Raw genomic sequence first — 19,643 nt, forward strand, 5'->3', positions numbered from 1 at the left:
TCACCTCTCCCTGAGGCAGGAGGGTGAGGGGTCAGGGACGTCTCGCCTAAGACTTCGGTCCGGCCATCGCCAAAAACTCCGGTCCCTAACCCTCACCCTTTTCGCCTAATTCGCTTCGCTCGTTGCTGGATATATCCACTGTAACAGGATATATCCATCAATATGACCAAGAACGACCTCGTTGAACGGTTAAAACAGCGCCTTGCCGCCAGCGGCGGAACCGCGATGGCGATCTCTCTGAAGGCCGGCCTCGGCAAGGGCGTCGTCAGCGACATCATCTCCGGCAAGTCAGCGAACCCCGGCATCGAAACCCTGCGCGCCATCGCCGGCGCACTGGACTGCGAGCTCGCCGACCTGATCGCCGGCGCGCCGTCGCCGTCGTCCGGCAAGCGCACCGTCGTCTTGATCATCGGCGGCGGCATCGCTGCGTACAAATCGCTCGACCTGATCCGGCGGCTCGCCGAACGCGGCGTGACCGTACGCGCGATCATGACTAAGGCGGCACAGGAGTTCGTGACGCCGCTGTCGGTCGGCGCGCTGACCGGCGGGCGCGTGTTCACCGAGCTGTTCGACCGCGAAGACGAGCACGATGTCGGGCATATCCGTCTGGCGCGCGAGGCCGAGGCGATCGTCGTCGCGCCCGCTACTGCCGACCTGATGGCGCGCATGGCATCCGGTCGCGCCGACGATCTTGCCACCGCCGTGCTGCTCGCGACGCGCGCGCCGGTGCTGCTCGCGCCGGCGATGAACCCGGCGATGTGGGCGAATCGCGCCACGCAACGCAACCTCGCGACGTTGCGCGCCGATGGCATCCGCTTCGTCGGGCCGAACCGGGGCGAGATGGCCGAGCGCAACGAGGTCGGGTTGGGCCGCATGGCCGAGCCGCTGGAGATCGCCGCGGCGCTCGGTGCGCTGTTCGGCGGCGGCGCGCTTGCCGGCAAGCATGTGCTGGTGACATCGGGCCCGACCCACGAGCCGATCGACCCGGTGCGCTATCTCGCCAACCGATCCTCCGGCCGCCAGGGCCACGCCATCGCCGAGGCCGCCGCCCGCGCCGGCGCCAGGGTCACGCTCGTGTCCGGGCCGGTGTCGCTGCCCGATCCCCCCGGCGTGACGACGGTGCACGTCGAGACGGCGGCCGAGATGCTGGCCGCGGTGGAGAAGGCGCTGCCGGCCGATGTCGCGGTCTTCGCCGCTGCGGTGGCGGACTGGCGCGCGGCGTCGCCGGTGGGTGCCAAGATCAAAAAGGACGGGACAGGCCGGCCGCCGCCCTTGGCGCTGGCCGAAAACCCCGACATTCTCGCCACCGTCGCGCGGAACCGCGACAAGCGGCCGGCGTTGGTCGTGGGCTTCGCCGCCGAGACGGACAACCTGATCGCCAACGCGGGCAAGAAGCTGAAGGCGAAGGGCGCCGACTGGATCGTCGCCAACGATGTGTCGGCCGAAGGCGGCGTCATGGGCGGGGAGGACAACACCGTGCACATTATCAGCGCGCCCGGGGGCGACGTCCGGATCGAGGACTGGCCGAAGATGTCGAAGACCGAGGTCGCCGCGCGGCTGGTGGCGAAGATCGCGGAGGCAATCGCGCAATGATCTCCGTGCCGCTCACCATTCCTGTCCAGCGCCTGCCGCATGGCGAAGGCCTGCCGTTGCCCGCCGCCAAGACGAGCGGCGCCGCCGGGCTCGACCTGCCGGCAGCGGTGGAAGATGCGGTGCTAATCCCCGTCGGCGGGCGCGCGCTGATCCCGACCGGCTTCGCCATCGCGCTGCCGGAAGGCTACGAGGGCCAGGTGCGGCCGCGCTCCGGCCTCGCCGTGCAGTTCGGCGTCACGGTGCTGAACGCGCCCGGCACGATCGATGCGGACTATCGCGGCGAGGTGAAGGTGCCGCTGATCAATCTCGGCCACGAGCCGTTCACGGTGACGCGTGGCATGCGTATCGCGCAACTGGTGATCGCGCCCGTCGTCGGCGCCAAGCTGGTGGAAGCGACGACGCTCGACGAAACCGCGCGCGCCAAAGGCGGCTTCGGTTCGACCGGGGTTTAGGGTTAGTATCCCGCCGCGTAGAGTCGGAGGGACGTGCGACGATGCCTGACACGCCGAAGAAGCCCGGACGCGGCCGCATCTACGACTCGATCACCGACACCATCGGCGACACGCCGCTGGTCCGTCTCGACCGCATCGCGGCGATGAAGGACGTGCCGGCGCACCTGCTGGCCAAGCTCGAATTTTTCAATCCGATCTCCAGCGTCAAGGATCGCATCGGCGTCGCGATGATCGATGCGCTGGAGGCGGCCGGCAAGATCAGTCCCGGCGTCAACACGCTGGTCGAGCCGACCTCGGGCAACACCGGCATCGCGCTCGCCTTCGTCGCGGCAGCGCGCGGCTATCGCCTGATCCTGGTGATGCCCGAGACGATGTCGCTCGAGCGGCGCAAGATGCTGAAGCTGATGGGCGCCGAACTGGTGCTGACCGACGGCACCAAGGGCATGAAGGGCGCCATCGCGCGCGCCGAGGAAATCCTGCGCGAGACGCCGGATGCGGTCGTGCCCGGCCAGTTCGTCAATCCGGCGAACCCCGAGATCCATCGCAAGACCACTGCCGAGGAAATCTGGAACGACACCAACGGCGAGGTCGACGCCTTCATCGCCGGCGTCGGCACCGGCGGCACGATCACCGGCGTCGGGCAGATATTGAAACAGCGGAAGCCCGGCGTGCGCATCATCGCGGTCGAGCCGGCGGAGAGTCCGGTGCTGTCCGGCGGCAATCCGGGGCCGCACAAGATCCAGGGCATCGGCGCGGGATTCGTGCCGCAGATACTCGACACCAAGGTCTACGACGAGGTGATCAAGGTGCCGACCGAGGAGGCGTTCTCCTATGCGCGGCTCTGCGCGCGCGTCGAAGGCATCCCCGTCGGCATCTCGTCGGGCGCCGCGATCTCGGCGGCGGTCACCGTCGGCCAGCGCCCCGAGATGAAGGGCAAGAACATCGTGCTGATCATCCCTTCGTTCGCCGAGCGCTATCTGTCGACGGCGCTGTTCGAGGGGCTGGACTAGGTCGGGTGTCGTCCCGCGGAGGCGGGGACCCAGCAACCGCAAACGGTGCGCAGGGAGTATCGGCCGGCGTCTACCGGATCCCGCCTTCGCGGGACGACAAGGGTGCGTAGGGAGCGTCACGGCAACAAGGGAGGGGCATCCATGCCAACGGCAGTTAGCATCAGCTACTTCGCGGTCATCGTCGCCGCGATCGTGAAATTCGCCATCGGCGCGGCGTGGTATTCGCCGGCGCTGTTCGCCAAGCAATGGCAATCGCTGATTGGATTGACCGAGGCGCAGGTGCGCGCCGGCCTCGTTCCGGCGCTGGTCGCGGAAGCCGTCGGCGACCTGATCATGGCCTACGTGCTGGCGCGCTTCGTCGCGCACTACGGCGCCGGCGGCATCGGCGGCGGCCTGCTCATCGGCTTCATGGCGTGGCTGGGTTTCGTCGCCACCGTCATGGCCAACCAGATTTTCTACGAGCGCAAGCCGCAGCAACTGGTCGTCATCAACGGCGGCTACATGCTGGTGTCGCTGCTGGTCATGGGCGCCATCTTCGGCGTCTGGCACGGCTAGCGGCGCAAAAAAGCAGGCCCGCCACCGCGCGGGCCATCGAGCGAAAAGGGCGAGGAAAAATGAGTTTCAAGTTCACGGCTTCCGACGTCATCCCGGCGAGCCCGCGCGCCGTCTACGACGCCTGGCTGGATTCCAAGGCGCACGGCGCCATGACCGGCAGCAAGGCGAAGGCCTCGACCAAGGTTGGCGCCAAATGGTCGGCGACCGACGCCTATTGCTGGGGCACGAACCTCGAGCTGAAGGCGGGCAAGAAGATCGTCCAGTCCTGGCGCTCGGCCGATTTCGCCGAAGGCGACCCGGACTCGAAGATCAGCATCACGCTGAAGCCGGTCGCCGGCGGCACCAAACTGGTCCTGCTGCACTCGGCCATCCCCGACAGCCAGAAGGACGGCGGCTACAAGCAGGGCTGGGCGGATTATTACTTCACGCCGATGAAGGCGTATTTCGCGAAGCTTGGGGCGAAGAAAAAGCCGGCGAAGACCGCGGCGAAGAAGAAGACCGCGGCGAAGCGGTAGCCGAGAGACACCCCTCCCCAAAACGCCTTCGGCGTTTTGACCCTCCGCAAGGGGAGGGTTCGTCGTGGGGGATCACCGAGTCTCAACAAGCTCCGCTTGAGCCCTCCCCTTGCGGGAGGGCCAAAACCGCTTTTCGCGGTTTTGGGGAGGGGTGCTCTCCTCCGCAGGGCGTCGCTTACTTCACCTCGTCCGACCACACCTTGAACCCGGCCAGCGTCGTCATGCCGAACGAGTTCGAGATCGCGACGTCGGAGGCGTCGCGCCCGGTCGCGATCAGGATGCGGCCGATGCGCGGCTTGTTGTGGCGCGCGTCGAAGGTGTGCCAGCGCCCGCCGAGATAGGCCTCGAACCAGGCCGAGAAATCCATCGGCGCGGGATCGTAGGGCACGCCGATGTCGCCGAGGTAGCCGGTGACGTAGCGCGCCGGGATGTTCATGCAGCGGCACAGGGTGACCGCGAGATGCGCGAAGTCGCGGCAGACGCCGCCGCGCTCGACATGCACGTCGGACGCCGACTTCGTCGGCCGCGCCATCTCGTAGCCGAACTTCACGTGCTCGTGGACGTAGTCGCAGATCGCCGCGACGCGCCCCCACCCCGGCGGCGTGTTGCCGAACAGGCGCCACGCCGTGTCGCTGAGCTTGTCGGTCTCGCAATAGCGCGAGCCAAGCAGGTAGACGAGCACCTCGGAGGGCAGGTCGGTGATGTCGTGCTGGATCGCGTCCGGTGTCACCGGATCGGGCAGTCCGCTGTCGTTGATCAGCGCGTCGAGCGTCAGGTGCGTCGTCCCGGCTTCCAGCACGGTGCGGCTGCACAGGTTGCCGAAGCTGTCGACGTACTCGGTGAGCACCACCGACGGATCGGAGCGGATGACGTCCGGCGTCACCAGATCGCCGGCGCGGGAATGGTGGACGCGGAGCGAGAGCAGGAACGGCGTGCGCTGGACGCACTGGTAGGCGATGTCGAAGCCGATGCGTATTTGCATGCGTGAACCTTAGCACCACCCTTGTGTTCATGGGCGATGCAAGAGCAGCGCCAAGAACCTCGTCAATACCGCGGGTAGTGGTTAGGTTCCACGCATGGAACTCAGCCCGGAAGAAATCCAGCGCTACGCCCGCCATATCGTCCTGATGGGCGTCGGCGGGCCGGGGCAGCAGAAGCTGAAAGCGGCGCGCGTGCTGATCGTCGGCGCCGGCGGCCTGGGCAGCCCGGCCATCCAGTATCTCGCCGCCGCCGGCGTCGGCACCATCGGCGTCGTCGACGATGACGTCGTGTCGCTGTCGAACCTGCAGCGGCAGGTGATCCACGACACCGGCAGCATCGGCACGGCCAAGGTCGGGAGCGCCGCCGCGGCGGTCGCCAGGCTTAATCCGCACGTCAAGGTGGAAACGCATCGGACCCGCATCGGCGCGGACAACGCTGCAGCGCTGATCGCTGCCTACGATGTGATCGCCGACTGCTCGGATAACTTCACCACGCGCTATCTCGTCTCGGATACCTGCTTCCATGCGAAGAAGACGCTGGTCACGGCTGCGGTCGGCCAGTTCGACGGCTCGCTGACGACGCTGAAGCCGCAGGCGAAGGGCGCCGACGGCGCACCCAACCCGACGTACCGCTGCCTGTTCCCCGAGGCGCCGCCGGATGGTCTGCTGCCGACGTGCGCCCAGGCCGGCATCCTCGGCGCGCTGGTCGGCGTCGTCGGCGCGCTGCAGGCGCTGGAGGTCATCAAGGAGATCGTCGGCTACGGCGAGCTGCTGATCGGGCGCCTGCTGCTGATGGACGCGCGCGACATGCGCTTCGAGACCGTCGAGTATCGCTGGAGCCCGGCGAACCCGCTGAACGGCACGACCTAGCGCGGCCGCGTTGACCTTCGCTTAACGCTCCGCGCCGATAGTCAGGCGTTCGGGCATTTTGCGTAAGCGTTGCGTTCGGGGAACGGGTCATGCGGGGGATGCTGGGCAGGGCAGTGGCGGCTTTCGCCGTCGTGGCGGCCGTCGCCGGCGGGGCGATTTTCATGCTGGAGGGCGGCCACGCCGCGGCGTCATCGGCCTCCGCGCCGGCCGCAGTCGATGTCCCCGACCCGGCGGTAGCGCTCGGCAAGAGCGGCCTGCCGCTGCCGCGCTTCGTCAGCCTCAAGGCCGGCCGCGTCAACGTCCGCGTCGGGCCGGGCGAGGACTACAAGGTCGCCTGGGTCTTCACCAAATCCGCACTGCCCGTCGAGATTATCCAGGAATTCGACACCTGGCGCCGCATCCGCGATTCGGACGGGCAGATGGGCTGGGTGTTCCACTCGCTGCTCTCCGGCAAGCGTACCGCTGTCGTGACGCCGTGGGCCAAGGGCGATCCGCTGCCGGTGCGCGCCCGCGCCACTGCCGATGCCGCCGTCACCGCCTATCTCCAGCCGGGCGTCGAAGCCGCCGTCGATCGTTGCAACGGCGGCTGGTGCAATCTCTCCGGCCAGGGTTTCTCGGGCTGGATCGAGCAGAGCCAGTTGTGGGGCGTGTATCCGGACGAGGTGGTAGACTGAGCGTCGGGGAGTGGGAGAGACACCCCTCCCGAAAACGCCTTCGGCGTTTTGACCCCCCCACAAGGGGAGGGTTCAGCAGGCGGAGTTTGTTGAGGCGTGCTTTTTTAACGAGGCGAACCCTCTCCTTGCGGGAGGGTCAAACGGCGGAAAGCCGTTTGGGGAGGGGCGTGTCTCCTCCCCGCTGACGGTGACTAGCCCTGCCGAATCCGCCGCAGGCGCACGACCACATCGACCCGCGTGATCTCGTATCCCGGCGGCGGTGTCGGCACGTTGCCTACGCCCATCTCGCCTTCCGGAATGTCGAGCACCTCGTTCGAGTCCTCGACGAAGAAGTGGTGATGGTCGCTGATGTTGGTGTCGAAGTACGTCTTCGACCCGTCGACCGCGACCTCGCGCAGCAGACCCGCTTCGGTGAACTGGTGCAGCGTGTTGTAGATCGTGGCGAGCGACACCGGCACCTTCTCGACCGTCGCCTCGTCGTGGAGGCTCTCGGCGCTGATGTGGCGGTTGCCGCGGGCGAAGAGAATCTCGGCGAGCGCGACGCGCTGGCGGGTCGGCCGCAATCCCGACTTGCGAAGCATCGTGCGGATTTCCGGCCGCGTCACGGCCGGGACATAGATCAAATCGTGGTTCATCGTCGTCTTTCTTAACCGGCGTTCAAGGCGCCGGCGTCTCGTGGCGACCTAAGGTCCAGTGCAAGTATAGGTTCGCGTTGCCGGCTTAGCAACGAAACCCGCACAGTTCTGCCGCTCGCACCGGCGGAAAGCAACGCACCGCGACGTGCGTATTTTGTCGCTGCCCGCGTGCACTGCACCGTTGAAAGGGCGGGATTGCGCCGTTTTCGCCTACCGCCCCTTGTGGCGACGGTTCCGGTGCTATGTTAAGAGGGCGCTTCGGTCGCGCCCCGCCGCGGCGCGGCAGGCGGCAACAATCGGGACAAAAGTCGACGGATGACACTGGCCATGCCTGACTTGAACGACACGCGGGCGAACGCCTTCGACTACGAGGCGCTTCTCTCCTGTGGTCGTGGAGAATTGTTCGGGCCGGGCAACGCCCAACTGCCGATGCCGCCGATGCTGATGTTCGACCGCATCACCTCGATCACCGAAGAAGGCGGCGAGCACGGCAAGGGGCAGATCCGCGCCGAGCTCGACGTGAAGCCCGACCTCTGGTTCTTCGCCTGCCACTTCAAGGGCGATCCGGTCATGCCCGGCTGCCTCGGCCTCGACGCCATGTGGCAGATGCTGGGATTTTTCCTGGGCTGGATCGGCGGCAAGGGCAGGGGCCGCGCGCTGCAGGCCGGCGAGATCAAGTTTTCCGGCATGGTGCTGCCGGGCGCGAAGCTGGTTGAGTACGGCGTCGACCTGAAGCGCGTGCTCCGCTCCAAGCTGGTGCTGGGCATCGGCGACGGCTGGCTTAAGGTCGATGGCAACACCATCTACCAGGCGAAGGATCTGAAGGTCGGCCTGTTCCAGGGTGCCGCGGAGCCGTCGGTCGGCTAGTTGCCGCTAAACCCTGAGCCCGACCGGGATGAGGAAGCTTGAGACATGAAACGCGTCGTCGTCACCGGCATGGGCATCGTTTCCTCGATCGGGAACTCGACTCAGGAGGTCATGGCTTCGCTGCATGAAGCGAAGCCGGGCATCTCGTTCGCCGAGGATTACGCCAAGCTCGGTTTCCGCTGCCGCGTCCAGGGCGCGCCCCAACTCGATCCGTCGACCATGGTCGATCGCCGCGCCATGCGCTTCCACGGCGGCGGCACGGCGTGGAACCACGTCGCCATGGATCAGGCGATCCAGGACTCCGGGCTCGAGGCCAGCGAGATTTCCAATATCCGTACCGGCCTGATCATGGGCTCGGGCGGCCCCTCGACCCGCACCATCGTCGAGGCCGCCGACATCACGCGCGAGAAGGGCCCGAAGCGCGTCGGTCCGTTCGCCGTGCCGAAGGCGATGTCGTCGACCGCGTCGGCGACGCTATCGACGTGGTTCAAGATCAAGGGCGTCAGCTACTCGATCTCGTCGGCCTGCTCGACCTCGTCGCATTGCATCGGCAACGCCGCCGAGCTCATCCAGATGGGCAAGCAGGACGTCATGTTCGCCGGCGGCTGCGAGGAACTCGACTGGTCGCTGTCGGTGCTGTTCGACGCGATGGGCGCGATGTCGTCGCACTTCAACGAGACGCCGGCGAAAGCTTCGCGTGCCTATGACGTGAGCCGCGACGGCTTCGTCATCGCCGGCGGCGCCGGTGTCGTCGTGCTGGAGGAACTGGAACACGCGAAGGCCCGCGGCGCTCGCATCTACGGCGAGGTCATCGGCTACGGCGCCACCTCCGACGGCTTCGACATGGTGCTGCCGTCGGGCGAGGGCGCCGAGCGCTGCATGCGCCTGGCGCTGCAGGGCGTCCACGACAAGATCGACTACATCAACCCGCACGCCACCTCGACGCCGGCCGGGGATCCGCCCGAGATCGACGCCATTCGCCGCGTCTTCGGCACCGGCGACAAGTGCCCGCCGATCTCGGCGACCAAGTCGCTGACCGGCCATTCGCTGGGCGCCACCGGCGTGCAGGAGACGATTTACTCGCTGCTGATGATGAACAACGGCTTCATCTGCGAGAGCGCCAATATCGACGAGCTCGATCCGGCGTTTGCCGACATGCCGATCGTCCGCAAACGCATCGACAACGTCGAAGTGAATACCGTGCTGTCGAATTCGTTCGGCTTCGGCGGCACCAACGCCACGCTGGTTCTGCAGCGTTACAACGGGTAGCCGGAACTAACTCCGGGGGGAGACGCGTTCCAATGTCGACGGGGTTGATGTCCGGCAAGCGCGGCCTCGTCATGGGCGTCGCCAACGATCACTCGATCGCCTGGGGGATCGCCAAGCGCCTCGCCGCCGAGGGCGCCGAGCTCGCCTTCACCTATCAGACCGAGCAATTGGCCAAGCGCGTCAAGCCGCTGGCGCAGTCGGTCAACTCGGATTTCGTCCTGCCGTGCGACGTCGGCCTGAAGCCGGACTCGTCCGATCCGCAATCGCTGTCGTCGGTGTTCGCGGCGCTGGCGCGGCGCTGGGACAGTCTCGACTTCGTCGTCCACGCCATCGCCTTCTCCGACAAGAACGAGTTGAAGGGGCGCTACGCCGACACGACGCGGGATAACTTCACCCACACGATGCTGATCTCGTGCTTCTCCTTCACCGAGGTGGCGAAACTCGCCGCGCCGCTGATGACGAAGGGCGGCGGCATGCTGACGCTCACCTATGGCGGCTCAAGCCGCGTCATGCCGAACTACAACGTGATGGGCGTCGCCAAGGCCGCACTGGAGGCTTCCGTCCGCTACCTCGCGGCCGACTTCGGCGGCGACAACGTGCGCGTCAACGCGATCTCCGCCGGCCCGGTTCGGACTTTGGCGGGGTCGGGCGTTTCGGACGCGCGGCTGATGTTCAACTACCAGAAGCGGAACGCGCCGCTCCGCCGGACGGTCACGATCGAGGAGATCGGCAACACCGCGCTCTATCTGTTGTCCGATATGGGGACCGCGGTGACCGGCGAGATCCACTACGTCGACTCGGGCTACAACATCATGGCGATGCCGCGGCTGGATGACCTGAAGGCCGCCGAGGTGGAAGACACTGACGAGGCTGCGGAGTAGCGCGCGAAATTAGCGGGGCTGCGAGTAGGAGAGACACCCCTCCCCAAAACCGCGAAGCGGTTTTGGCCCTCCCGCAAGGGGAGGGCTCAAGCGGAGTTTGTTGAAGCACGACGTTCCAACAAGGATGAACCCTCCCCTTGTGGGAGGGTCAAAACGCCGAAGGCGTTTTGGGGAGGGGTGTGCCGCCACGGGCTCCGCTTACGGCAGCGCCGCCACCCGCTTATAGAAAAACACCGTGTCGCAATATCCGCCGCCGGGCAGCAGCGCGTAGTCGGGCACCGTGCCGACGCGCACCCAGCCGAGGTCGGTGTAGAGGCGCTCGGCCCCGTCGCTGGCGGTGTCGAGCACGAGCAGCGGTCGCCCGCGCGCAATGGCCTCGGCTTCCGCCGCGATCATCAACGCCCGCGCCAGTCCCCGCCGGCGCGCCTTGCGATGCACCAGCAGCTTGCGGATGTCGCCGCGGTGCGGCTGGTTGGGCGGCATGTCGTAGGCGACCTGCACCGTGCCGAGCGGCACGCCGTCGATCTCGGCGACAAGCACGCTGACCGCGTCGCGTTCCGCGGCGTCGGCGACACTCTCGAAAAATCTGCGCGCATCGTCCTCGGAGAACGGCGCCATGAAACTCACCGACGCGCCGCCGGCGACGCAATCGGCGAGGATCGCGCCAAGCGCCGGCGCCAGCCTACGCACTTCGGTTGGCGCCAGTACGCGGACGTTCATCGCGCACCTCGCGAAACCACGACGAGATACCGCGCCGCCTTCCGCGTCGGGTTGCGGAAGCGGATCGACTGGTCGAGACGCATGTACAGGCAGTCCCCCTTTTCGAGGCGATGGATCGCGCCGTCGATGGTCATCTCCATCGCGCCTGCGAGGATGACAATGTGCTGGTCGACGCCGGCGAAGCGCGAATCGTCGAACGACACCGATGCGTTCGCCGGAAAATCGACTTCGACGATCTCCGCGGCCGAGCCAGTCCCCGCCGGCGACACAACGCGGCGGACGTAGCCGACGCCGGGATCGGTCCACGTCGTCTGCTCCGAGCGCCGCCGGAGCGGCGACGCGGTTGGCGTTGCCGCGGCGAACAGCGCCGACAGCGTAACGCCCAGCCCGGCGCACACGCGATTGAGCAACTGCGCCGTCGGGCTCGACTCGCCGCGCTCGATCCGTGACAGCATCGCGCGGCTGACGCCGGAGCGTTCGGCGAGCCCTTCCAGCGTCATTTTCGAGGTCGCACGCAGCGCGTGGACGCGTTCGCCGATGGCGCGATCGACCTGTTCTCCGGTCTGTTCCATGAAATAAGAATACAATCCATCATATTGGAAATCAACGGCCGGGAGCGTGCGAAATTCGCGCCTTCCGGCTTCATGCTGCGTCTGCTAAGAGCCGCGCCCAGGAAAGATTTGAGATGACCACCGGTCCGCAGAGCCAAATCCGCAACTTCGCGATCATCGCCCACATCGACCACGGCAAGTCGACGCTGGCGGATCGCCTGATCCAGACGACCGGCGGCCTGCAGGCGCGCGAGATGAAGGAGCAGGTGCTCGACTCGATGGACATCGAGCGCGAGCGCGGCATCACCATCAAGGCGCAGACGGTGCGCCTCAAGTATCGCGCGCACGACGGCAAGGACTACATCCTCAACCTGATCGACACGCCCGGCCACGTCGACTTCGGCTACGAGGTGTCGCGCTCGCTCGCCGCCTGCGAAGGTTCGCTGCTCGTCGTCGATGCCTCGCAGGGCGTCGAGGCGCAGACGCTCGCCAACGTCTATCAGGCGATCGACAACAACCACGAGATCGTCCCGATCCTCAACAAGGTCGACCTGCCTGCGGCCGAGCCGGAGAAGGTGAAGCAGCAGATCGAGGACGTCATCGGCATCGATGCGTCGGAGGCGGTGCTCATCTCGGCCAAGACCGGCCTCGGCATCGGCGACGTGCTGGAGGCGATCGTCACGCGGCTGCCGCCGCCGAAGGGCGATCCCGACGCGACGCTGAAGGCGCTGCTGGTCGATAGCTGGTACGACGCCTACCTCGGCGTCGTCGTGCTCGTGCGCATCGTCGACGGCCGCCTGAAGAAGGGCGACCGCATCCGCATGATGGGCACCGGCGCCGCCTACGACGTCGAGCGCGTCGGCGTGTTCACGCCCAAGCTGACGGTGACCGAGGCGCTGGGTCCTGGCGAGATCGGCTTCCTCACCGGCGCCATCAAGGAAGTCGCCGACACGCGCGTCGGCGATACGATCACCGACGACCGCAAGCCGACGACCGAGATGCTGCCCGGCTTCCGGCCCGCGATTCCCGTGGTTTTCTGCGGATTATTCCCGGTCGACGCGGCCCAGTTCGAGGACCTCCGCGCCGCCATGGGCAAGCTCCGCCTCAACGACGCCAGCTTCTCCTTCGAGGTCGAGACGAGTGCCGCGCTGGGCTTCGGCTTCCGCTGCGGCTTCCTCGGCCTGCTCCATCTGGAGATCATCCAGGAGCGGCTGGAGCGCGAGTTCAACCTCAACCTCATCGCGACCGCGCCGAGCGTCATCTACAAGATGAAGCTTACGGACGGCTCCGAGATCGAGATCCATAATCCGGTTGACATGCCGGACGTCGTCAAGATCGTCGAGATCGACGAGCCGTGGATCGAGGCGACGGTGCTGACGCCCGACGACTACCTCGGCTCGGTGATAAAACTGTGCCAGGACCGCCGCGGCATCCAGAAGGAACTGACCTACGTCGGCACGCGGGCGCTGGTGAAATACGACCTGCCGCTGAACGAAGTCGTCTTCGATTTCTACGATCGCCTGAAGTCGGTGTCGAAGGGCTACGCCTCGTTCGACTATCATCTCACCGACTACAAGCCGGCCGATCTCGTCAAGATGCAGATCCTGGTGAACAGCGATCCCGTCGATGCGCTGTCGATGCTAGTCCACCGCACGCGCGCCGAAGCGCGCGGCCGCGGCATGGTCGAGAAGCTGAAGGAACTGATCCCGCCGCACATGTTCGTCGTGCCGATCCAGGCCGCGATCGGCGGCAAGATCATCGCCCGCGAGACCGTGCGCGCGCTGCGCAAGGACGTGACCGCCAAGTGCTACGGCGGCGACGCCACGCGCAAGCGCAAGCTGCTGGAGAAGCAGAAGGAGGGCAAGAAGAAGATGCGGCAGTTCGGCAAGGTCGACATCCCGCAGGAAGCCTTCATCGCGGCGCTGAAGATCGAGGATTAGCGCCGTTTGACGGGCACTGCGCGTCGCCGTAACATGTTACGAATGCCGACCGAGCCGAAGCGCCCCGTTGCCAAGACAGCCGCCGAGCGCATGCGCGCGCGCCGCAAGCGGCTGCGCGCCAGCGGGCTGCGGCTAGTGCAGTTCTGGGTGCCGGACATGCGCAATCCGAAGGTGCGGGCGCAGATCCGCCGCGAGGTAGCAGCCCTCAGCAAGCATCCGGAAAATGACGCCATCGACGCATGGATCGAGGCGGTCTACGAGATCGGCGATTGAACCTGAAACGCGGCGATGTGGTGCTGATTGTCGCCACCGGCGAGCTTGGCAAGCCGCGTCCCGCTGTTGTCGTCCAATCGGATGCGCTCGAGCAGACGACGTCGATCCTCGTTTGCCCCATGTCCTCCGACCTTGAAAAGGCCGAGCATGTGAGGCCGATTGTCGAACCGTCGGCTGGCAATGGCGTGCGCCTCCGTTCCCAGATGATGACGGACAAGCTCGTCGCGCTTGGCCGCAAGCGCGTGCGGCGGCTCATCGGACGGCTGGAAGCGAAAGATAGCGAGGCGCTGGACCAGGCGCTGCTCTTCGTGCTGGGGCTGGCGCGCTGACTACGCCACCTGCTGCGTGCCCTTGGCCATTCCCGCCATGATCTCTTCCTGCGGCTGCGCCTTGGAAAACAGGTAGCCCTGGCCCTCGTTGCAGCCTTCCGCCTTGAGGCGCTGGAGGTCGCTGTCGTTTTCGATGCCCTCGGCCGTGATCGTGATGCCTAGGCTGTTGCCGAGCGAGACGATCGCCTTGACGATCGCCTGCGAGTCGGCGTTGGCGCCCATGTCGGTGACGAACGAGCGGTCGATCTTGATCTTGTCGAACGGGAACGAGCGTAGGTAGGAGAGCGACGAGTAGCCGGTGCCGAAGTCGTCCATCGAGATGTGAACGCCGAGCGCGCGCAGCGCATGCAGCGTGGCGAGCACCATCTCGGAGCGTTCGAGCAGCAGTGCCTCGGTTATCTCGAGCTCCAGCCGGCTCGCCGGCAGGCCGCTGCGCTGCAGCGCCTCGGCGACGACCGCGAGCAGGTTGCCGGTCTTGAACTGGCGCGGCGACAGGTTGACCGCGACCTTGAGCGGCACCGGCCATGCGGCGGCGTCGGCGCAGGCGCGTTCCAGCACGAAGCTGCCGATCGGCGCGATGAGGCCGGTCTCCTCCGCGATCGGGATGAATTCCGACGGCGGCACGAAACCACGCTCGGGATGCTGCCAGCGCACCAGCGCCTCGAAGCCGGTCGTCTCGCCGGTCGCGAGGCTGACCAGCGGCTGGTAGTTGACCGTCAGCGCGCCGGCATTGACCGCGCTGCGCAGGTCGAGCTCAAGCAGGCGCCGCGACTGGATGCGCGCGTCCATCTCGGCCTCGAAGAAACGGAAGGTGCCGCGCCCGTCGCCCTTGGCGCGGTAGAGCGCGATGTCGGCGTTCTTGAGCAGTCGGTCGGCATCCAGGCTGTCGCCGGGCGCCAGCGCCACGCCGATCGAGGCGCTGATCGCGATCTGATGGCCCTCGAGCTCGTACGGTTCGGCGATCGTCGCCAGCAGCCGCTCCGCCAGGCTGGTGACGTCGGCGGCGGCCGAGACCTCGCTCTGCAGCACCGCGAATTCGTCGCCGCCCAGGCGCGAGACGAGGTCGTCGCTGCGCAACTGCACGGCAAGCCGCCCGGCGACCGCCTTCAGCAGCATGTCGCCGACCGGATGGCCGAGCGTGTCGTTGACCGTCTTGAAGTTGTCGAGGTCGATGCACAGCACCGCCATGCTGCCGCCGTGGCGGGCGACGCGGGCGAGCATCTCCTGCATGCGCTCGTGCAGCATCATGCGGTTGGGCAGCGCGGTCAACGCGTCGTGATGCGCCATGAAGGCGACCCGCGCCTCGGCCCGCCGGCGCTCGGTGATGTCGATCGCCGCCATCATGACCGCATCGACACCGTGATAGTTGAGGCGGCGCGCGAAGACGGTGACATCGATGGTGTCGCCGTCGGCCTTGCGATGAATCCAGGTGCGCCCGGCCTGCTCCTCTTCCGAGGCAAGCTCCAGGCCGGCCGCGTCTTCGCCGGCATGGATGCGGGCGAGCGGCGTGCCGATGAGGTCCTGGCGCGAGAAGCCGTAGTGGTCGATCGCCGCGGCGTTGGCGGCGCGGATTTTCCGGTCGGAGCGCGAATAGACGAACATCGGCACCGGGCTGTCCTCGAACAGCATGCGGAACGAGGCTTCGCGCTGCTTCAGCTCGGTGATGTCGACGCGCAGCCCAATGTTGCCGCCGTCGCGCGTCTTGCGCTCCTCGATCAGGATGACGCGGCCGTCGGAGAGCGTCTGCTCGTGCCGGCTGTAGGGCGCGTGCAGCCGTTGCAGCCGCTCCGCGATCCACTCTTCTTCACGGCCGACCGCCTCGGGGTAGTCGCCGCGATCCACGCCGACGCGCAGCGTATCCTCCAGTCGCGCGCCGAGATGGAACAGGTCGGCGGAGCGCTTGTAGATGTCGGCATACTTCTGATTCCACAGGATGTAGCGGCCTTCCGCGTCGAGGAAGACGATGCCTTCCGGCAGCAGGTCGATGGCCTCGCGCAGGCGCAGGTGTGCCTGGTTGGCCTCGGCAACCGCCGCCTCGGCCGCGGCGCGCGCGTCGATGACGGCGGCGATCGCGCCCGGTGCCGACAGCGTCGCCGCCGCGCGGCGTTTGCCGGTCGTCGTTCCCGCTCGCTTCCGCTTGTTTGTTTCCGTCCGCCGCTTCCGCATCGCCCACTCCGCCCGCTTGAGCGCGACAGTGCGCGATCCTGATTAAGGCGTGGTGAGTCGCGCGCGAGCCGGCGCGGGTGGCGGATCGTTGACCGATGATGAAGGCGGTCATCGGCCGCTCATCGCTTGTGCAATAGCGCGCCGCCTGCCGAGTCCACGGGCAAGACGACGGACATTACTGACAATGCATCCGTCTCGTCAGGCGGGCGAGCGGACGAATCCGCTCGCCAAATCGGCATCTGCTGATTTTGGCGACACTTGCGACGATGGTTAAACGATCGTCGCCGGGACTACGCCGCCAGCCATTCCTTCGCCGCGCCGATCTCGTCGCTGTGGAAGATCCGGACCGTCGCCGGCATCAGCCCGTCGATCGCCTCGACCGAGCGCGTGTAGGGGCCTTCGTCGGCCACAAACGCGATCCGTTCGAAATCGGCGAAGTGGCGCGACCCGAAGATCACGTCGTCGTAGAGATCGCTGTGCTCGTATCCGACGAAATCCGGCGCGGCCACGTAGAGCAGGCGCACCTTGTCGGCCGATTCCAGCGCCCACTCGATGGTCTGCTCGAGCACGGTGTGGCGGTCGGCGTCAGTCACGCGGCCGTGCGCCTCGAATCCGACGGCGCCCTTCGGCAGGTCTTCGATCGCTTTGAACATCAGGTTGGCCTCCTCTGATCACCCGGCCTTGATGTGCATCCGTAGATATAGGGTGCGATGCTTTGTTGACAGCTTCGTGGTTATACAGCCGCGAAATTTGGACGGTTCAGGGGCGCCGCCCCCTGCGACACGGCGAGGGTTGTCGCAAATGCATTTCGCGCGATAATCGGAAGTGCCGGGCGGCATTCGAGGATTCGGGGGAATAACGCGATGCGCGCGGCACTGTGGACCGCGATTGTGGGAGTGGGGCTCGCCGCCGCCGGTGCCGCGGGCGCCGCCGGCACGATCACCGCCAAGCAGCTCTTCGGCCACGTCGATACGCCGAGTAGCGGCAAGACGCGCTCGATCGGCTTCTACGCCAAGGGTTGCCTCGCCGGCGCGGTGGCGCTGCCGCTCGACGGGCCGCACTGGCAGGTGATGCGCCTGTCGCGCAATCGCCACTGGGGCACGCCGCAGCTCGTCGATTACCTCGAAAAATTTTCCGCCGATGTTGCCAAGGACGGCTGGAACGGCCTGCTCGTCGGCGACATGTCGCAACCGCGCGGCGGCCCGATGCCGACCGGCCACGCCAGCCACCAGATCGGTCTCGACAGCGACATCTGGTTCACGCCCATGCCGGATCGCACGCTCACCGCCGAGGAGCGCGAGAAGATGGGCGCGTCGTCGCTGCTGGTGAAGGGCAGGCTGCAGGTCGATGAGAGCAAGTGGACGCCGCTCTACGCGCTTCTGCTGAAGCGCGCCGTATCCTATCCGCAAGTGGAACGCATCTTCGTCAGCGCCGCGATCAAGCGGGAGCTGTGCCAGACGGTCCCCGCGAGCGACCACGCCTGGCTGCGCAAGCTGCGCCCGTGGTGGGGCCACGACGATCATTTCCACGTCCGCCTGCAGTGTACGCCGGGCCTCGCCGGCTGCGAGGCGCAGGCGCCGCCGCCGCCGGGCGACGGCTGCGATGCTTCGTTGGACGACTGGTTCAAGCCGCCGCCCCCGCCGCCGCCGAAGCCGACCAAACCGGTAAAGCCGAAGCCACCGCCTCCGGAACTGACGCTGGCCGATCTGCCGAAGGCCTGCGCCGACGTGCTCTATGACGGCCGCTCGAAGCCGGCGGCGGAAGCGGCAACCGTGCCGCTGCCGCGGCTAAGGCCGGCGACGAACTAGCCGGCGTACATTCCCGGCGTCCGACAAGGCCGCTTCTCCAGCTTGGGCCGCTACCCGTCCACTGCTGTCATCCTTCGGCGGCGCGTAGCGCCGACCGGAGGACCAGCTTCGGCAAACACCGAACGGACAGCCGGGGTGAGGGTGGTCCCCCAGTCGAGGCCTGCGGCCTCGCCGAAGGATGACAGGCGAGGGGGCGCGCTTAGTCGCCCGGAGCGACGAAACCGCTACCGCTTCAGGCGCCCCATAAACCCTTCCGGCCTGCGCTTGAAAATCTTCGCGCCAAGCTCGAAGGCCTCCGCCTCGAGCGCGTTCCGCCGCTTGGCGATCAGCGACAACTGGCTCATCAGCGAGAAGTCGCCGGTCGGCGACAGCGCCAGCTTCTCGGCGAGCAGCGCGTGGTCGTTGTCCTGGCCGAGCACCTCGCCGAGCCGCTCGAGGTCGGGCGCCACCTTCGTGGCGTGCTTCGGCAGGCGCTTGCGGTCGAGCCGCAGCAGATACCAGAGCTGCTTGACCAGCTTGCGCCAGCGGTGGAGGTCGGGCGTGGAGAGCGACGAGCGCGCCCGCTCCATCACGCGCCGCCCCTTGGCGTACGTGCGCCGCAGCGCCTGGGTCATCAGCGCATCGCCGTCGTATTCGTCGCCGAAGGTCGAGATTGCCGCGATCGCCGCCGCCAGCCGCCGGTTCACCTCGCCGATCGGCGTGTGCTCGTGATGCGCGCGCGCCGCCTCCTCGTCGAGCGTCGAGACGACGCGCGACAGGCCGAGATCGTCGTCGGGGACCGTGGTGGCAAGGTCGCGCGCCGAGGCCGCGGCGACGTCCGCATCGCGCGTGCCGGCGAGCAGCCGCGCCGTCTCGCTGAGGTCGCGCCGGATGGCGACGACCCGCTCACCGTAGGCCGGCTCCAGCACGCGCAGGATCGTGCGCACGCGCTTCAGCCGCTGGCGCACGCGGTGCACGCGCTCCTCGCGCGAGGCGGCGTTGCGGAAATCACGCGCCGCCTGCGTAAGGTCCACGAGCGTCAGGCGAAGGAGGGCCTTCGCCGGCTCTTCGTTCTTGCCGAGCCGATGCGCCATGGGCCGGTTTCTAGCGGCTAGCGCCGCCGGAGACCACCCCGTTGAATCCACTAGGAAACCGCGGCGTCCAGAGTGCCGGCAGCGATCTTGCGGCTGATGTCGGCGGCAAACCCGCCGGTTTCCTCGCGCGTATGCCGGGCCAGGAAACAGGGCAGCAGCGTCAGCGTCGACATGGCGGCAAGCGCCGCCGGCATCAGCGTCTCGACCGCGCAGCGGAAGCTGGAACTTGCCGCCGTCAGCGGCTTCACCTCGACCGTCCAGATCACCTCGATCGTCGCCGGCATCAGGTGTGATACATAGACCCGCGTGTTCTTCGACCGCATGACGAAGCGGTTCGGTCCGGATTCATCCGCCAGATAATGCTGCACGAGAAGATTGCCGCCGATGCTTTCGACGTTGACCATGCCGAGCTTGCCGTCCTGCCTGAGGCGCACGAAAAAGGCCGGCGGTTGCCCGCCGGCCTCGCAAAGTCGCATCGCGGA

At 67.0% G+C, this 19,643-nt stretch carries 22 protein-coding genes; 14 read left to right on the forward strand and 8 right to left on the reverse strand.

What is annotated here, in order from left to right; genetic code table 11:
• The first annotated feature begins 162 nt into the window (after positions 1-162).
• The 5 genes from coaBC to WDM94_03125 all read left to right on the forward strand — a co-directional run bounded on the left by coaBC (position 163) and on the right by WDM94_03125 (position 4,125).
• Positions 163-1,593, forward strand: a complete 1,431-nt coding sequence (gene coaBC / locus WDM94_03105) for a bifunctional phosphopantothenoylcysteine decarboxylase/phosphopantothenate--cysteine ligase CoaBC (GenBank protein ID MEJ0011613.1) — start codon at positions 163-165, stop codon at positions 1,591-1,593.
• The gene (gene dut, locus WDM94_03110; protein MEJ0011614.1) at positions 1,590-2,045 is read left to right on the forward strand and encodes a dUTP diphosphatase; all 456 of its coding nucleotides are present in this window, start codon (positions 1,590-1,592) and stop codon (positions 2,043-2,045) included. The genes coaBC and dut overlap by 4 nt, the downstream gene beginning before the upstream one ends.
• A 41-nt stretch (positions 2,046-2,086) precedes the next feature.
• Positions 2,087-3,055 carry a cysteine synthase A gene (cysK, locus tag WDM94_03115; GenBank protein ID MEJ0011615.1) on the forward strand — a complete coding sequence of 323 codons (969 nt, stop codon included), beginning with the start codon at positions 2,087-2,089 and terminating at the stop codon, positions 3,053-3,055.
• A gap of 141 nt (positions 3,056-3,196) precedes the next feature.
• Complete coding sequence (locus WDM94_03120) at positions 3,197-3,610, forward strand: DUF1761 domain-containing protein (GenBank protein ID MEJ0011616.1); 414 nt, start codon at positions 3,197-3,199, stop codon at positions 3,608-3,610.
• Between the two features lie 59 nt (positions 3,611-3,669).
• On the forward strand, positions 3,670-4,125 hold the full coding sequence (locus tag WDM94_03125) for an SRPBCC domain-containing protein (protein ID MEJ0011617.1): 456 nt from the start codon (positions 3,670-3,672) through the stop codon (positions 4,123-4,125).
• A gap of 175 nt (positions 4,126-4,300) precedes the next feature.
• Here WDM94_03125 and WDM94_03130 read toward each other — a convergent pair whose 3' ends face one another.
• Complete coding sequence (locus tag WDM94_03130; GenBank protein MEJ0011618.1) at positions 4,301-5,107, reverse strand: transglutaminase family protein; 807 nt, start codon at positions 5,105-5,107, stop codon at positions 4,301-4,303.
• A 94-nt stretch (positions 5,108-5,201) separates the two neighbouring features.
• Here WDM94_03130 and moeB point away from each other — a divergent pair, with 94 nt between their 5' ends.
• Both moeB and WDM94_03140 read left to right on the forward strand, forming a co-directional pair.
• A complete protein-coding gene (moeB, locus tag WDM94_03135) occupies positions 5,202-5,975 on the forward strand; it encodes a molybdopterin-synthase adenylyltransferase MoeB (GenBank protein ID MEJ0011619.1) in 774 nt (257 codons plus the stop codon).
• 89 nt (positions 5,976-6,064) lie between these two features.
• Positions 6,065-6,649, forward strand: coding sequence for an SH3 domain-containing protein (locus tag WDM94_03140; protein MEJ0011620.1), 585 nt, complete (start codon positions 6,065-6,067; stop codon positions 6,647-6,649).
• 191 nt (positions 6,650-6,840) lie between these two features.
• Here WDM94_03140 and irrA read toward each other — a convergent pair whose 3' ends face one another.
• Complete coding sequence (irrA, locus tag WDM94_03145) at positions 6,841-7,284, reverse strand: iron response transcriptional regulator IrrA (protein ID MEJ0011621.1); 444 nt, start codon at positions 7,282-7,284, stop codon at positions 6,841-6,843.
• A gap of 327 nt (positions 7,285-7,611) precedes the next feature.
• On the opposite strand from irrA, the gene fabA reads away from it, so the two are divergent.
• Genes fabA through fabI form a run of 3 tightly spaced genes read left to right on the forward strand, consistent with a single transcriptional unit; the run spans position 7,612 to position 10,301 of the window.
• Complete coding sequence (gene fabA / locus WDM94_03150) at positions 7,612-8,151, forward strand: 3-hydroxyacyl-[acyl-carrier-protein] dehydratase FabA (protein MEJ0011622.1); 540 nt, start codon at positions 7,612-7,614, stop codon at positions 8,149-8,151.
• 45 nt (positions 8,152-8,196) lie between these two features.
• Positions 8,197-9,420 carry a beta-ketoacyl-ACP synthase I gene (gene fabB, locus WDM94_03155; GenBank protein ID MEJ0011623.1) on the forward strand — a complete coding sequence of 408 codons (1,224 nt, stop codon included), beginning with the start codon at positions 8,197-8,199 and terminating at the stop codon, positions 9,418-9,420.
• A gap of 32 nt (positions 9,421-9,452) precedes the next feature.
• Positions 9,453-10,301 (forward strand): enoyl-ACP reductase FabI, encoded by an 849-nt coding sequence (gene fabI, locus WDM94_03160; GenBank protein ID MEJ0011624.1) that lies wholly within the window; start codon positions 9,453-9,455, stop codon positions 10,299-10,301.
• A gap of 198 nt (positions 10,302-10,499) precedes the next feature.
• Here fabI and WDM94_03165 read toward each other — a convergent pair whose 3' ends face one another.
• Both WDM94_03165 and WDM94_03170 read right to left on the reverse strand, forming a co-directional pair.
• Entirely contained in the window at positions 10,500-11,021 is a 522-nt protein-coding gene (locus WDM94_03165) for a GNAT family N-acetyltransferase (protein MEJ0011625.1), read from the reverse strand.
• A complete protein-coding gene (locus WDM94_03170) occupies positions 11,018-11,593 on the reverse strand; it encodes an XRE family transcriptional regulator (GenBank protein ID MEJ0011626.1) in 576 nt (191 codons plus the stop codon). The genes WDM94_03165 and WDM94_03170 overlap by 4 nt, the downstream gene beginning before the upstream one ends.
• 113 nt (positions 11,594-11,706) lie before the next feature.
• Here WDM94_03170 and lepA point away from each other — a divergent pair, with 113 nt between their 5' ends.
• The 3 genes from lepA to WDM94_03185 are packed head-to-tail and all read left to right on the forward strand — an operon-like array spanning position 11,707 to position 14,114.
• Positions 11,707-13,512, forward strand: a complete 1,806-nt coding sequence (lepA, locus tag WDM94_03175; GenBank protein MEJ0011627.1) for a translation elongation factor 4 — start codon at positions 11,707-11,709, stop codon at positions 13,510-13,512.
• 42 nt (positions 13,513-13,554) lie between these two features.
• Entirely contained in the window at positions 13,555-13,785 is a 231-nt protein-coding gene (locus WDM94_03180; GenBank protein MEJ0011628.1) for an antitoxin MazE family protein, read from the forward strand.
• Positions 13,782-14,114 (forward strand): type II toxin-antitoxin system PemK/MazF family toxin, encoded by a 333-nt coding sequence (locus WDM94_03185; GenBank protein MEJ0011629.1) that lies wholly within the window; start codon positions 13,782-13,784, stop codon positions 14,112-14,114. Before WDM94_03180 ends, WDM94_03185 begins: the two co-directional genes overlap by 4 nt.
• Here the strand turns inward: WDM94_03185 and WDM94_03190 are convergent, their stop codons facing one another.
• Positions 14,115-16,280: an EAL domain-containing protein gene (locus tag WDM94_03190; GenBank protein ID MEJ0011630.1), complete on the reverse strand. Its 2,166-nt coding sequence runs from the start codon at positions 16,278-16,280 to the stop codon at positions 14,115-14,117. It abuts the gene before it with no gap.
• Positions 16,281-16,570: 290 nt separating this feature from the next.
• Positions 16,571-16,933, reverse strand: a complete 363-nt coding sequence (locus WDM94_03195; protein ID MEJ0011631.1) for an STAS/SEC14 domain-containing protein — start codon at positions 16,931-16,933, stop codon at positions 16,571-16,573.
• Between the two features lie 210 nt (positions 16,934-17,143).
• Here WDM94_03195 and mepA point away from each other — a divergent pair, with 210 nt between their 5' ends.
• The gene (gene mepA, locus WDM94_03200; protein ID MEJ0011632.1) at positions 17,144-18,088 is read left to right on the forward strand and encodes a penicillin-insensitive murein endopeptidase; all 945 of its coding nucleotides are present in this window, start codon (positions 17,144-17,146) and stop codon (positions 18,086-18,088) included.
• 224 nt (positions 18,089-18,312) lie between these two features.
• On the opposite strand, the gene WDM94_03205 is transcribed toward mepA, so the two are convergent.
• On the reverse strand, positions 18,313-19,161 hold the full coding sequence (locus WDM94_03205; GenBank protein MEJ0011633.1) for a CHAD domain-containing protein: 849 nt from the start codon (positions 19,159-19,161) through the stop codon (positions 18,313-18,315).
• A gap of 50 nt (positions 19,162-19,211) precedes the next feature.
• The gene (locus tag WDM94_03210; GenBank protein ID MEJ0011634.1) at positions 19,212-19,637 is read right to left on the reverse strand and encodes a hypothetical protein; all 426 of its coding nucleotides are present in this window, start codon (positions 19,635-19,637) and stop codon (positions 19,212-19,214) included.
• Between the last annotated feature and the right edge of the window lie 6 nt (positions 19,638-19,643).

The sequence above is a fragment of the Bauldia sp. genome, assembly GCA_037200845.1.
Classification (GTDB): Bacteria; Pseudomonadota; Alphaproteobacteria; order Rhizobiales; family Kaistiaceae; genus DASZQY01.

What these genes read in the sequence shown, in the direction of transcription:
- WDM94_03140 (MEJ0011620.1), top strand. Translation starts at nt 6,065, where the DNA reads ATGCGGGGGATGCTGGGCAGGGCAGTGGCGGCTTTCGCCGTCGTGGCG.
- coaBC (MEJ0011613.1), top strand. Translation starts at nt 163, where the DNA reads ATGACCAAGAACGACCTCGTTGAACGGTTAAAACAGCGCCTTGCCGCC.
- lepA (MEJ0011627.1), top strand. Translation starts at nt 11,707, where the DNA reads ATGACCACCGGTCCGCAGAGCCAAATCCGCAACTTCGCGATCATCGCC.
- fabB (MEJ0011623.1), top strand. Translation starts at nt 8,197, where the DNA reads ATGAAACGCGTCGTCGTCACCGGCATGGGCATCGTTTCCTCGATCGGG.
- mepA (MEJ0011632.1), top strand. Translation starts at nt 17,144, where the DNA reads ATGCGCGCGGCACTGTGGACCGCGATTGTGGGAGTGGGGCTCGCCGCC.
- WDM94_03180 (MEJ0011628.1), top strand. Translation starts at nt 13,555, where the DNA reads ATGCCGACCGAGCCGAAGCGCCCCGTTGCCAAGACAGCCGCCGAGCGC.
- WDM94_03130 (MEJ0011618.1), bottom strand. Translation starts at nt 5,107, where the DNA reads ATGCAAATACGCATCGGCTTCGACATCGCCTACCAGTGCGTCCAGCGC.
- irrA (MEJ0011621.1), bottom strand. Translation starts at nt 7,284, where the DNA reads ATGAACCACGATTTGATCTATGTCCCGGCCGTGACGCGGCCGGAAATC.
- fabA (MEJ0011622.1), top strand. Translation starts at nt 7,612, where the DNA reads ATGCCTGACTTGAACGACACGCGGGCGAACGCCTTCGACTACGAGGCG.
- WDM94_03125 (MEJ0011617.1), top strand. Translation starts at nt 3,670, where the DNA reads ATGAGTTTCAAGTTCACGGCTTCCGACGTCATCCCGGCGAGCCCGCGC.
- fabI (MEJ0011624.1), top strand. Translation starts at nt 9,453, where the DNA reads ATGTCGACGGGGTTGATGTCCGGCAAGCGCGGCCTCGTCATGGGCGTC.
- WDM94_03190 (MEJ0011630.1), bottom strand. Translation starts at nt 16,280, where the DNA reads ATGCGGAAGCGGCGGACGGAAACAAACAAGCGGAAGCGAGCGGGAACG.
- WDM94_03210 (MEJ0011634.1), bottom strand. Translation starts at nt 19,637, where the DNA reads ATGCGACTTTGCGAGGCCGGCGGGCAACCGCCGGCCTTTTTCGTGCGC.
- WDM94_03205 (MEJ0011633.1), bottom strand. Translation starts at nt 19,161, where the DNA reads ATGGCGCATCGGCTCGGCAAGAACGAAGAGCCGGCGAAGGCCCTCCTT.
- WDM94_03165 (MEJ0011625.1), bottom strand. Translation starts at nt 11,021, where the DNA reads ATGAACGTCCGCGTACTGGCGCCAACCGAAGTGCGTAGGCTGGCGCCG.
- moeB (MEJ0011619.1), top strand. Translation starts at nt 5,202, where the DNA reads ATGGAACTCAGCCCGGAAGAAATCCAGCGCTACGCCCGCCATATCGTC.
- WDM94_03170 (MEJ0011626.1), bottom strand. Translation starts at nt 11,593, where the DNA reads ATGGAACAGACCGGAGAACAGGTCGATCGCGCCATCGGCGAACGCGTC.
- WDM94_03120 (MEJ0011616.1), top strand. Translation starts at nt 3,197, where the DNA reads ATGCCAACGGCAGTTAGCATCAGCTACTTCGCGGTCATCGTCGCCGCG.
- dut (MEJ0011614.1), top strand. Translation starts at nt 1,590, where the DNA reads ATGATCTCCGTGCCGCTCACCATTCCTGTCCAGCGCCTGCCGCATGGC.
- WDM94_03195 (MEJ0011631.1), bottom strand. Translation starts at nt 16,933, where the DNA reads ATGTTCAAAGCGATCGAAGACCTGCCGAAGGGCGCCGTCGGATTCGAG.
- cysK (MEJ0011615.1), top strand. Translation starts at nt 2,087, where the DNA reads ATGCCTGACACGCCGAAGAAGCCCGGACGCGGCCGCATCTACGACTCG.